9 protein-coding genes and 1 rRNA gene are annotated in these 11,335 nt (G+C 62.1%); 7 read left to right on the top strand and 3 right to left on the bottom strand.

What is annotated here, in order from left to right; all coding sequences use genetic code 11:
• Window positions 1-3 precede the first annotated feature (3 nt).
• Window positions 4-120: ribosomal RNA gene (gene rrf / locus KOL99_RS17315) — 5S ribosomal RNA — on the top strand.
• A gap of 147 nt (window positions 121-267) precedes the next feature.
• Here the strand turns inward: rrf and lon are convergent.
• Window positions 268-2,670 (bottom strand): endopeptidase La, encoded by a 2,403-nt coding sequence (gene lon / locus KOL99_RS17310; protein ID WP_216511715.1) that lies wholly within the window; start codon window positions 2,668-2,670, stop codon window positions 268-270.
• Between the two features lie 205 nt (window positions 2,671-2,875).
• Here lon and KOL99_RS17305 point away from each other — a divergent pair, with 205 nt between their 5' ends.
• Window positions 2,876-3,559, top strand: a complete 684-nt coding sequence (locus KOL99_RS17305) for a type 1 glutamine amidotransferase domain-containing protein (RefSeq protein ID WP_216511714.1) — start codon at window positions 2,876-2,878, stop codon at window positions 3,557-3,559.
• A 54-nt stretch (window positions 3,560-3,613) separates the two neighbouring features.
• On the top strand, window positions 3,614-4,513 hold the full coding sequence (locus KOL99_RS17300; RefSeq protein ID WP_216511713.1) for a pirin family protein: 900 nt from the start codon (window positions 3,614-3,616) through the stop codon (window positions 4,511-4,513).
• An 83-nt stretch (window positions 4,514-4,596) separates the two neighbouring features.
• On the opposite strand, the gene KOL99_RS17295 is transcribed toward KOL99_RS17300, so the two are convergent.
• Window positions 4,597-5,283, bottom strand: a complete 687-nt coding sequence (locus KOL99_RS17295) for an OmpA family protein (RefSeq protein ID WP_216511712.1) — start codon at window positions 5,281-5,283, stop codon at window positions 4,597-4,599.
• Window positions 5,284-5,369: 86 nt separating this feature from the next.
• The gene (locus KOL99_RS17290) at window positions 5,370-6,242 is read right to left on the bottom strand and encodes an alpha/beta fold hydrolase (protein WP_216511711.1); all 873 of its coding nucleotides are present in this window, start codon (window positions 6,240-6,242) and stop codon (window positions 5,370-5,372) included.
• A 563-nt stretch (window positions 6,243-6,805) separates the two neighbouring features.
• On the opposite strand from KOL99_RS17290, the gene KOL99_RS17285 reads away from it, so the two are divergent.
• Genes KOL99_RS17285 through KOL99_RS17270 form a run of 4 tightly spaced genes read left to right on the top strand, consistent with a single transcriptional unit; the run spans window position 6,806 to window position 11,270 of the window.
• Window positions 6,806-8,212, top strand: coding sequence for a B12-binding domain-containing radical SAM protein (locus KOL99_RS17285; RefSeq protein WP_216511710.1), 1,407 nt, complete (start codon window positions 6,806-6,808; stop codon window positions 8,210-8,212).
• Window positions 8,213-8,248: 36 nt separating this feature from the next.
• Complete coding sequence (locus tag KOL99_RS17280) at window positions 8,249-8,956, top strand: methyltransferase domain-containing protein (protein ID WP_216511709.1); 708 nt, start codon at window positions 8,249-8,251, stop codon at window positions 8,954-8,956.
• On the top strand, window positions 8,953-10,188 hold the full coding sequence (locus KOL99_RS17275) for a U32 family peptidase (RefSeq protein ID WP_216511708.1): 1,236 nt from the start codon (window positions 8,953-8,955) through the stop codon (window positions 10,186-10,188). Before KOL99_RS17280 ends, KOL99_RS17275 begins: the two co-directional genes overlap by 4 nt.
• On the top strand, window positions 10,185-11,270 hold the full coding sequence (locus tag KOL99_RS17270; protein ID WP_216511707.1) for a type III polyketide synthase: 1,086 nt from the start codon (window positions 10,185-10,187) through the stop codon (window positions 11,268-11,270). The genes KOL99_RS17275 and KOL99_RS17270 overlap by 4 nt, the downstream gene beginning before the upstream one ends.
• Window positions 11,271-11,335 lie beyond the last annotated feature (65 nt).

The following is an 11,335-nucleotide window of genomic DNA, read 5'->3' as shown; positions in this document are numbered from 1 at the left end:
TTTCTCTGTGGCTATGCCGAGAGGGTCACACCCGTTCCCATCCCGAACACGGAAGTTAAGCCTCTCAGGGCCGATGGTACTGCACTGGTAACGGTGTGGGAGAGTAGGTCGCCGCAGGGAATTTAATTGAAAAAGCCCCGTCTGGTTCGTCCAGACGGGGCTTTTTCGCGTTCAACTCACCACTTTACCGCATTCTCTTCCGCTCTGGCAGCGCCCTCGCCCCCACCCCCTCTCCCGGGGGGAGAGAGGGGAGCCTACTGACGGGAGCTATTTGCCGAACGCTACTTTGTGGACGTCCTTATATTCCTTGGCGAAGTGCACTTCCAAGCCTTCCTTCAGGTAGTCCGGCAACTCCAGGAAATCTTTCCGGTTGGCTTCCGGGAAAATGAGCACCTTCAGGCCCGCCCGTCGCGCGGCGATGGTCTTCTCCTTGACGCCGCCAATCGGTAGCACCCGGCCGGTGAGGGTCAGTTCTCCGGTCATCCCCAGCTTCTTCCGTACCGGTTTTCCTTGTATCATCGAGACCAATGCCGTCGCCATGGTTACGCCTGCGGACGGGCCGTCCTTAGGGGTGGCCCCGGCCGGGACGTGCAGGTGCACGAAGTGGGTGTCGAAGTAATCCTCCGGCGCACCGTACTTCTTCAAATGCGCCATCACGAAGGAATAGGCGATCTCCGAGCTCTCTATCATCACGTTGCCCAACTGGCCTGTCTGCCGGAACCCTTTCCCCTTGCTCGCCATGGCGGTGGCCTCGATGGGAAGCGTGGCGCCCCCCATGCTGGTCCAGGCGAGGCCGGTCACCACACCCGGAACTCCTTCGAAAATCTCCTCGGTTGTAAAAATTGGCTGCCCCAGGTACTCTGTCAGATCCTTCTTCGCGATGACGATCGGCTCGGCCCTTCCGCCAGCGAACTCCATGGCCGCTTTCCTCATCAGCTTCTTGATCCTGTTCTCCAGGGTGCGGACACCGGCCTCGCGCGCCCAACCGTCGATCAATGCCGCGAGTGCATCTTTTTTGATTGTGACTTGGCCGAGCTTCAGCCCGTGGTTCTTCAGCGCCTTCGGGATCAGGTAGCGCTTGGCGATCTCCATCTTCTCTTCCAGCACGTAGCCGGAGAGCCGGATGATCTCCATCCGGTCCAGCAGCGGTCCGGGGATGGTATCCAACTGATTGGCTGTGGCGATGAAGAGGACGTTGGAAAGGTCGAAGGGGACATCGAGGTAGTGATCGCGGAACGTCCCGTTCTGCTCCGGATCGAGCACCTCCAAGAGGGCAGAAGCCGGATCCCCCTGGAAGGAGGCGCCGATTTTGTCGATTTCGTCCAGCATCAGCACCGGGTTTGCGGTGCCCGCGCTCTTCATGGCCTGGACGAACTTGCCCGGCATGGCGCCGATGTAGGTGCGGCGGTGCCCCTTGATCTCCGCCTCGTCCCGCATGCCGCCCAAGGAGAAGCGGAAGAAGGAGCGTCCCAGGGCATCGGCGATGCTCTTGCCGATCGACGTCTTACCGACACCCGGAGGGCCGACCAGGCAGAGGATGGAACCGGAGATATCCCCCTTCATCTTGCCCACGGCGACGAACTCGGTGATCCTGTCTTTGACGTCGTTCAACCCGTGGTGATCCCGGTCCAGGATCTTCCGCGCCCGGTCAACGCTGAAGGAGTCCTTGCTGAACTTCCCCCAGGGGAGGATGGTGAGCCAGTCGAGGTAGTTGCGGGTCACGTGGTACTCGGCCGAGGCAGGCTCCAGGAGTTTGAATTTCTCCAGCTCCTCGGTGACCGCGCGCTGCGCTTCCTCGTTCAGCTTGAGATGCTTCAGGCGCTCCTCGAACTTCTCCGCCTCGGCTGCCTTCCCTTCCTTTTCCAGCCCCAGCTCCTTCTTGATCGCCTTCAGCTGTTCGCGCAGGAAGAACTCACGCTGCTGCTGGCTGATCTTCTCCTCGATCTGCTTGGTGATCTTCGTCTGCAGCCGCGATACCTCCAGCTCCTTCTTGAGCAGGGTGAGGACAAAATCGATCCTCTTGCGCACGTCGAAGAGTTCCAGCACCCGCTGCAGGTCCTGCCCGTCGGCCGAGGTGAGGCTGGCCGCAAAGTCCGCGAGCTTGCCGGGATCATCAATGCTCGACCGCCCGAGGAACATCTTGATTTCCTCGGAGTAAAGCGGGTTGATCTGGACCAGCTCCTTCAAGGTGCCGACCACGGCCATGGAATAGGCCTTCAGCTCGGGATTGACGGACAGCTCGGTGCCGTACTGGTAGTTGACGGTCGCGAAGAGCGCCCCGTCATTCTCGTGCAACTCGACCATGGTGAAACGCTCCAGCGTGTTGAGCAGGAACTGGGCGTTTTGGTCGTCGAGGTGCATCATCTTGACGATCTTGCCGGCGACACCGACCTGGTGCAGGTTGTCTGCCCCGTCCGGTTTTTCCGGATCCTTTACCAGCACCAGGCCAATCGCCTGGCCCGGTGTTTCCATAGCGCGCTTGATCGCCTGTACCTGGTGCGGGTCGTTCAGTACCATCGGGACCAGCATGTTGGGGAACGCGGGGCGCGGCCGCAGCGGGATGATGGGAAGACCAAGTGGCAGGACTTCCGAAGCCAGCACCAGACCGCCTTCCTGCTGCAGCTTTCCGTTCACTTCAGCTTCGACTATTTCAACATCCTGTTCGCTCATGATGAGACTCCTGGTGTGGTTTTAATAAACGTAAGCACGGTTGTCGGGACTGTCAACCTCCCGGGGCTAAACAGAGCTGCCGATTCCGCTCATCACCCTATAACAAAGGTTCTCCTCGTCTGGTTGATAATCCTCCTGGATGTTGTACACAGATACAGGTGCGAATTGCTGGATCGCTCCGCACATCACTCAAAAGGAGTCAGCCATGAAAATTCTGATGGTGGTAACCTCCCATGACAAACTGGGGGATACGGGAGAGAAGACAGGTTTCTGGTTGGAAGAGTTGGCCGCCCCGTATTATGTCTTCCGTGACGCAGGGGCGAAGGTCACTATAGCGTCACCCAAAGGAGGGATGCCGCCGGTCGATCCGAAAAGCAACCTACCCGACAACGAGACCGAAGCGACGCGACGCTTCAAATCGGACCAGACGGCCCAGGATGATCTGGCCCACTCGCTACGGTTGCAGGAGGTGTCGGTGAACGACTACGACGCCATCTTTTTACCGGGAGGCCATGGCCCTCTCTGGGATCTAGCCGTCGATCCTGATGCCATAGCGCTCATCGAGGCGTTCGTGAAGGCGGACAAGCCTGTTGGCGCGGTCTGCCACGCACCGGCGACGCTTGGAGACGTGAAGGGCACGGACGGCGACTTCCTGGTGAGGGGCAAGCGGGTCACCGGGTTCACCAATGCTGAGGAGGAGGCCGTGGGGCTGACCGACGTGGTCCCCTTCCTGCTCGAGGACCGGCTGAAGGAGCGCGGCGCGCAGTTCCGGCACGGTGCGATGTGGGGGGCCTACGTCGAGGTGAATGGCAAGCTGGTTACGGGGCAGAACCCGGCATCCTCGGCACCAGCCGCCGAGGCGCTGCTGAAAGTGCTCACGGCGCGATGACAACTGGCTCGGGAGCCCGTCCCGCTCTACAAGGGAAAGGGGAAAGGAGACATTATGGACGCTCTGCGCAAGATCAAGAAGGTCTGGAAAAGCAAGCCCACCATCGAGGGCGCCGGCGTGCACCTGAAGCGGGCTTTCGGAAACCATGAAGTGCCCCTGTTCGATCCCTTCCTGCTCATGGACGACTTTCACTCCAACTATCCGCCCCACTACTTGAAGGGGTTTCCCTGGCATCCCCACCGCGGCATCGAGACCATAACCTACGTGCTGCACGGCAGGGTCGAGCATGGCGACAGCATGGGGAACAAGGGGGTGATCGGCCCGGGAGATCTGCAGTGGATGACCGCCGGCAGCGGCATCATTCACCAGGAAATGCCACTGGGGGACGACGAGGGGCTCATGTGGGGGTTCCAGCTCTGGGCCAATCTCCCCGCCTCGCACAAGATGATGACGCCCCGCTACCGGGGTATCGTGGCCGAAGAAATCCCGGAGGTGACCATGAACGGGATCAAGGTCAAGGTGATCGCCGGCACGGCCGGCGGGGTCCAGGGGCCGGTGCGGGACGTGGTGGCGGATCCCGAGTACCTCGACGTCACCATGCCGGAGGGATCGACCTTCACCCATGCCATCAAGCGGGGGTACACCGTGCTCGCCTATGTCATCGACGGAGAAGGGTACTTCGACCATGAACGGAATGCCTACGAGCACGAGGTGGTGGGGACGAATTACTTCGACCTGGAGCGCCGCTGCGAATGCGGAGCGGAGAACCTGATCCTGTTCGAGGACGGCGACGTGGTCTCGGTGACCACCCAGGGAAAACCGCTACGCTTCCTGCTCATCTCGGGAAAGCCGATCGGGGAGCCGGTGGCGTGGTACGGGCCGATCGTCATGAATACCCAGGAGGAACTGCAGGTGGCCTTCGAGGAGTACCAGAAGGGGACGTTCGTGAAGTAACGGCGGCGGGAAGCGGTAGTGCGGAAATGAAAGCGGGGCGCCTTGTCAGGCGCCCCGCTTTTTTGCGTGCTATGTCCGGTGCATCAGTTGTTGCCGCTTCCCTGTGCCTTGAGCTTCTCGTTGGGGGAGAGTTCGATCTGCACGCGGCGGTTCAGAGCCCTGTTGGCATCGGAGTCGTTGGGGACGGCGGGGCGGGTGGAGCCGTAGCCGACTGCCGCAATCTTGGAACCCGGGACCCCCTGTGAGACCAGGAAGTCGCGCACCCTGCCGGCGCGCCGCTCGCTCAACGGCTGGTTGACGGCATCGGTGCCGGTGGAGTCGGTGTGCCCCTCGATGACGATGGTGGTCTGGGAGTCGCGCAGGGTGGGGACGGCCTTGCTGAGAGCGTCCTTGGCCTCAGGCTTCAGGGTGTCTTTGCCCACATCGAACAGGATGCCCGAGGGAAGCGCCACGTAGACCTTGTCGCCGTCACGCACGACCTCCGCCTGCGGCATCTCCTTCTTGAGGGCGGCCGCCTGGCGGTCCATGTAGTTGCCGACCGCGCCGCCTACCACCGCGCCGGTCAGGCCGCCGATGGCCGCGTTACGCCCGCGGTGGGATTTGCCACCGATCAGTGCGCCGGCGCCCGCGCCCAGGACCGCGCCGCCTAAAGCACCCAGGCCGGTCCTCTTGAACTCGTAGCTCCCGTCAGGATTGGTGGCGCAACCGGTTGCTAACAAGGCGACGGCTGTCATACCAACGATAATTCTTGCGATCAAGCGTGCTGTCATTGCTCCATCTCCTTAATGAATGAAATAGTCACAGAACAGACTAAAGATATCACCTCGTTCGGCCAATATCAATGATCTCTTCGGATTCAATCAGTAACTGCCGTGCACTGCGCGATGAAACTGTGCAGGATTTCGAAAGTTTCAGCAGGTTTTTCTTCCTGCGGATTGTGGCCGCATTCCTCAAGCACCTGGAGTCTCGACCCGACAATAGCGGCGTGCAGGCGAGTTCCCTGTGACAGCGGCACGATCTGGTCGTCACTGCCCCACAGCAGGAGCGCCGGCAGGCGCAGGTCCTGGTAGCGTGCGGCGATCTGTTCCTGGTCCACGGGAACCAGGCTGCGGCAGGTTGCCACCAAGGCCCGCTTCGCTTCCCTGTCGCGGTAACAGGGCGCGTACCTGGCGATGTGCTCGCGGTCGACCAGTTTCCGGTCGTGGTAGGCCATCTTGAGCCCGACCTTGATCCAGAGGTCCGGCGCGTAGAGGGCGATGAACAACGCCGCCGCCAGGCGGTTCTCGAAAATTTCCGCCATGAGTGGAAGCCGCTGTAGGTACCCCGGGCCGGCCATGATCACCATCGCGGCCAAAAGGCCGTCCGTCTTCCGGAGCATCGCTTCCACCGCGGTAAGCAAGACCACCGCCCCCCCCAGGGAATGTCCGACCAGGGTTACCTGCCGCAGTCCCTGGGAATCCAGAAAACGCAGCAGCCTGACGCTGTGTCCGCGGATGGAATAATCGGCTTGCCTCGGCTTGGACGAGGCCCCGGAGCCGAGTAGGTCGAGGAGGTAGAGTGTGTAGCGCTCGGCAGGGAACAGTGGCACCAAGTCGCACCACGTCTCGGATCTTGCGGCCAGACCGTGCACCAGGACGACCGCGGCGGGGCCGCTGCCGTAACGGCGGAATGCCAGGATCTCCGGTTCGGAAAGGCGGCAGTGCCGCAGAGGAAGGTCGGACAAGTCCATGTCAGGTAGTTTAACAGAAAGCGGCGGGAATCGTGACAGACGACAGCGAAAATTATGAAGTCTGTTACTATTAAAATCTACTATGAGTGGCGGTCGCGCTTCTGGACTTGAAGGAACCGCACAGACCGTAGAGCCGAACAAAACGTGGTGGAATGGTAAGCTTGCAGGCACAAGGCAGGCATAAAAAAAGCCCGATGATGTGAATCATCGAGCTTTTCCCGAAAAATAACTGACGTTCAAGTGGAACCTGCTCAATCCGTGAGGATGGTGTTTTGTTGCTTGGAGGTTTTCGTGGTTCCATCCGTATCAGGTTTTTTTATTCCATAACGGACGAGATTAAGAGCCTTCTCGGCTTGGCCTACCGGACGTCAGTTACCAACCCCAAATGTCGCTTCATGCATCTGGAGTTGTTTTAGATTTATTGTCAGAGATGTTGTTTATTGCTTCCCTCCATAAGAATCATTGTACTACCGGCACTTATGGCATTCAATACTTTTTTAAGCCTGCGAGGCGACCGCAGAGTACAGTTCCGGAGTGTTGACCTGGTGCCGACGCGAATTCTCATGATAAGCACGAATCGGGAAACGGCACCACAGCCGGCGGTCCCGATCGGGGCCGCCTGGGTGGCCGAAGCGCTGCGGCTGGCGGGGTTCCACGTACGGTTCCTGGACCTGTGTTTCCTGCCCGAACCTCTGGCGGCTGTCGAGGAAGCCCTCGCGGGATTCGAACCCGACGGCATCGCCCTTTCTGTCAGGAATCTGGACAACTGCAACCTCCTCGCCCCGAAGTCGTACCTGCCGGAGATACGGGACGTGGTCCGCCTGATCAAGGCCCGCTCCGGTGCCCGTATCCTGATCGGAGGAGCCGGGGTGAGCATCCTGCCGCACCAGGTCCTGGAGTACCTGCAACTCGATCACGCCGTGGTGGGGGAGGGGGAGCGGGCGGCGGTGCAGTTTTTCAGCGCGCCGGATGCCGACGCCGCCGGAAAGGTGCCGGGGGTAGTACGCAGGAAGAGGACGCATCGGCAGGATGAAGCTCCTGCCCCGACGGTTTCGGAAGCCTTCGTCATGCCGCGCCTGCACGGGTGGGTGGACGTCAGGAGGTACCTGGCCCGGGAGCCGGTGTTACCCGTGCAGGGCAAGCGTGGCTGCGCCCAGCGCTGCCTTTACTGCACCTACCGCATGATAGAAGGATCGAGCTGGCGGGTGCGGGATCCCGTCGAGGTGGTGGACGAAATCCTCGAGACCATGTGCCGCACCTCGGCGAGGGAATTCGAATTCGTGGACAGCATCTTCAACGAGCCGGAGGGGTACCTGGAACTGCTGCTGGAAGAGGTGCTGAGGCGCGGGGTGAAGGCCCGCTTCTGCGCCTCCTCGCTCTCCCCAAAAGGGGTGACGGAGGGGCAACTGCGGCTCATGGAGCGGGCGGGAATGACGTCGCTCGTGATCACCCCTGAGAGCGCGGCCGGGGCCACGCTGGCCGCCTTGCGCAAGGGCTTCGACGAGGACGAGGTGAACCGCGCCGCCGAGTTGCTCGGGCGTTCCCGACTGCGGGCGCTCTGGTGCTTTCTCATCGGCGCTCCCGAGGAGGACGAGGCGACGCTGGGGCGAACGGTGGATTTTCTCAACCGCCATGTCGGCGGCAAGGACGCAGCCTTCATCACCACGGGGATACGCATCTATCCGGGAACCGGGCTGCATCGGCTCGCCGTGCGGGAGGGGACGGTGCGGGCGGACGACGACCTGCTGATGCCGTCCTTCTATTTTTCTCCCAAGATCACCCCGCAGCGGGCCCGGGCCGTGCTGGACCGGAGCGTGCGTCACGGCCGCTGCATCCACCTCACCGACACCCAGGCCCCGGTCCTGGGCGCCCTGCGCCGCATCGGCGCCGCCGTCGGCCTGCCGACCCCGTTTTGGCGCTACGCGGGATACGCCAAAAGCTTGCTCAGTTGGCGGGAGGCGCCCCGGTAAGGCGGCAATAGTTACGTGTAATTTGTTCGAGGCCCTATGTCATTTATCCCCCGCAAAAGAACGACCCTCGAGTTTCTCGATCTTCCTCCCGAGGTATGCACCCTGGAGGAGTTGGAAGGAAGCCTCTCCGACCTGAGGACGGTGAACCGTTACCTGGGTGACACGCGGGCCCTGTTGAAGTACCTGTCCAGAAAGGTCCGGGGGCAGCGGCATATTTCCGTGCTGGATGTCGCGACCGGTTCGGCCGACCTGCCCGTGGCCATCGTGGAGTGGGCCAGAAAGAACGCCATCGGCATCAAGGTCACCGGCATCGACCTCAACAGCCGGACCATCGACATCGCGCGAGGGTACACCGTGGCATACCCGGAGATCAAGCTGCTGGTGGCGGACGCCCTGCAACTCCCCTTTCCGGACCACAGCTTCGACGTCGTGCTGTGCAGCAAGACCCTGCATCACCTGAAGGAGCCGGAAGCGGTAAGGGCGATGCAGGAGATGCTCCGGGTGGCGCGGCGAGGCTTCATCGTCATGGACCTGCGCAGGAGTTGGATCGCCTACGCCCTCATCTACCTGCTTACCAGGATCTTCACCCGCAACCGCATGACCCGCTACGACGGCCCCCTCTCGGTCCTCAAGGCCTTCACCGCGGGAGAACTCCGGGAATGGGCGGCAAAGGCCGGGGCGACCTCAGTCGAGGTCCACCGCGAGCCGTTCTGGCTGCTGGTGCTTTCCGGGGAGGGCGCATGAAACTGTCGGTCGCTACCAATTTCGAACCGGACCTCCTGCGGGCCCTGGAAGGGTACCCCGTCGCCGAACTGTTCGGCAAGCTCCCCTCGGACAGCGTGGGAGGAGGCCGGGCGTCCTTCATGCTGGCGCCTTTGAGCAAGGCCCGGTTCACGGCGCACGTGCGGGACGCCGCGCGCCGTGGCATCGGCTTCAACTACCTTTTGAACCCCGCCTGCATGGACAACCGAGAGTTCATCCGGAAAGGGCAGGCGGAGCTTGAAAGCCTGCTTGGCTTCGTCGAGGAGTCCGGCGCCACCTCGGTCACGGTCTCACTTCCCTTTCTGCTTCCCATCATCAAGAAGCGCCATCCGCGCCTGAGGGTGCGCGTCGGCGTCTACGCCCGGGTGGACTGCGTGGCGAAGGCGAGGTTCTGGGAGGATCTCGGGGCGGATTGCATCACCTTGGAATCGATCACGATCAACCGCGACTTCGCCATGCTGCGCTCGATCCGGGAGGCGGTCGGCCTGGAACTGCAACTGATCGCCAACTCCAACTGCCTCATCTTTTGCCCGCTGTCGGGGCAGCACATGGTGAACCTCTCCCACGCCTCGCAGCAGGGGCACGCGAGCCGCGGGTTCATGATCGATTACTGCGCGCTCAAATGTTCCGCGCTGAAGCTCGCCGATCCGTCGCACTACCTGCGTTCGGAATTCATCAGGCCCGAGGACCTCAAGGCGTACACCGACCTCGGCTTCAGCTCCTTCAAGATACTGGAGCGCGGCGCGCCGACCGACGTGCTGGCACGCCGGGTCCGGGCCTACGCCGAGGGGCGCTTCGATGGCAACCTGTTGGACCTGATCCAGCCCTACGGCTACAAGACCGACTCCCGTAAAGGTGGCGGCCCGTTGGATGTCAGGAGGTTCGTCCGGTTCTTCTTCAGGCCCATGGCCGTCAGGCAGGCTGGGCTCTTGCGCTTGAAGCGGCTGGCCGAGAAGCGCGGCCTGGTGGCCGGGCTTCAGTGGGACCCGGTTTACATCGACAACCGGCTTCTGGACGGTTTCCTCGATGGCCTGAGGGAAATAGATTGCCGGAGCAGTGATTGCTCCCGGTGCGGCTATTGTGAACGCTGGACCAGCCGGGCCGTGCGGGTGGATGAACGGTACCGGCAGGAGATGTCGCAGCTTTACCAGGAAGCTTTCCATGATATGTACTCCGGCGCGCTCTGGGGTATGGCGGGGAGGAGGGGAGAATGACCGACGCAGCCGTTACCGGGGGACAGCCTCCGGGAGGAAGAGCCTACGTAGCATCGATAGCGACCGCTGTACCGCGCTTCAGCGCGTGCCAGAGATTCGCGGCGGACCTGGTGCGGGAGCACTTCAAGGAAACGCTCACGCCGAGAAGCATGGGGCTCATTCGTGCCACCTTCGAGCACCCGAGTATCGAGAAGCGGCATTTCGCCGTGGAGCACCCCGCGGAGATTTTCAGCGAAACGCAGGACCAGCGGGTGGCCCGCTTCACGCGGGAGTCGGTGCTCCTGGCGGCCCAAGCCGTGAGCCAGGCGCTGGAAAAGGTGGGATTGTCCGTTCAGGAAGTGAACGGTTTGGTGGTAAACACCTGCACCGGGTATATCTGCCCCGGGATATCGACGTATCTCGCGCAGCATTTGGGGCTGTCCCCGCGCGCCAGGCTGTACGATCTCGTCGATAGTGGCTGCGGCGGTGCCATCCCCAACCTCCAGGTGGCCGAGTCGATGCTGAGGATGACGGGCGGGGTGGTGGTGAGCGTCGCGGTGGAAGTCTGCAGCGCGGCATTCCAGATGGGCAACGACCTGAGCCTGATCCTGTCCAACGCGCTCTTTGGAGACGGCGCCGCGGCCGCGGTGCTGTGGGAAAAGCCGGCCGGTTTCGAGGTGTGCAGTTCCGCCGGGCGTTACGTGCCGGAGCAGCGGGAGGCGATACGGTTCGTGCATAAGGAGGGGCAGCTGCACAACCAGCTCTCGACCGATCTCCCCAGGCTGGTGGGTAAGGCCGCCGCCCAGGTGGTGGACGATCTCCTAGAAAATTCGTCTGTCGAAAAGAGCGATATCGGAGGGTGGGCGCTGCACACCGGTGGCGAGAAGGTGATCAACGCGGTGCGGGACCAGGTGGGCATCCCGGAAGAGCGGCTCCTGGCAACGCGGCGGGTCCTGGCGCAATACGGCAACATGTCATCACCGACCGTGTGGTTCGTGCTGGAAGAGATGATGCGGGAGGGAATGCCGTCCGGCGGGTGGTGCGTCCTGCTCGCCTACGGTGCCGGCCTGTCGGCGCATGCCTGCTTGTTGAGGAAGGCGTAAAGGCAGGGGCTGGGGGCTGGCGGCTGCATATTTGCTGCTGGTGCCTCTGACGTGGAACGTAGAAC

Source organism: Geomonas azotofigens (assembly GCF_018919395.1).
Taxonomy (GTDB): Bacteria; Desulfobacterota; Desulfuromonadia; order Geobacterales; family Geobacteraceae; genus Geomonas; species Geomonas azotofigens.
Note: the sequence above shows the minus strand (reverse complement) of the source record. Positions and strands in the feature narration are given on the sequence as shown.

What these genes read in the sequence shown, in the direction of transcription:
- lon (WP_216511715.1), bottom strand. Translation starts at nt 2,670, where the DNA reads ATGAGCGAACAGGATGTTGAAATAGTCGAAGCTGAAGTGAACGGAAAG.
- KOL99_RS17305 (WP_216511714.1), top strand. Translation starts at nt 2,876, where the DNA reads ATGAAAATTCTGATGGTGGTAACCTCCCATGACAAACTGGGGGATACG.
- KOL99_RS17300 (WP_216511713.1), top strand. Translation starts at nt 3,614, where the DNA reads ATGGACGCTCTGCGCAAGATCAAGAAGGTCTGGAAAAGCAAGCCCACC.
- KOL99_RS17295 (WP_216511712.1), bottom strand. Translation starts at nt 5,283, where the DNA reads ATGACAGCACGCTTGATCGCAAGAATTATCGTTGGTATGACAGCCGTC.
- KOL99_RS17290 (WP_216511711.1), bottom strand. Translation starts at nt 6,242, where the DNA reads ATGGACTTGTCCGACCTTCCTCTGCGGCACTGCCGCCTTTCCGAACCG.
- KOL99_RS17285 (WP_216511710.1), top strand. Translation starts at nt 6,806, where the DNA reads ATGATAAGCACGAATCGGGAAACGGCACCACAGCCGGCGGTCCCGATC.
- KOL99_RS17280 (WP_216511709.1), top strand. Translation starts at nt 8,249, where the DNA reads ATGTCATTTATCCCCCGCAAAAGAACGACCCTCGAGTTTCTCGATCTT.
- KOL99_RS17275 (WP_216511708.1), top strand. Translation starts at nt 8,953, where the DNA reads ATGAAACTGTCGGTCGCTACCAATTTCGAACCGGACCTCCTGCGGGCC.
- KOL99_RS17270 (WP_216511707.1), top strand. Translation starts at nt 10,185, where the DNA reads ATGACCGACGCAGCCGTTACCGGGGGACAGCCTCCGGGAGGAAGAGCC.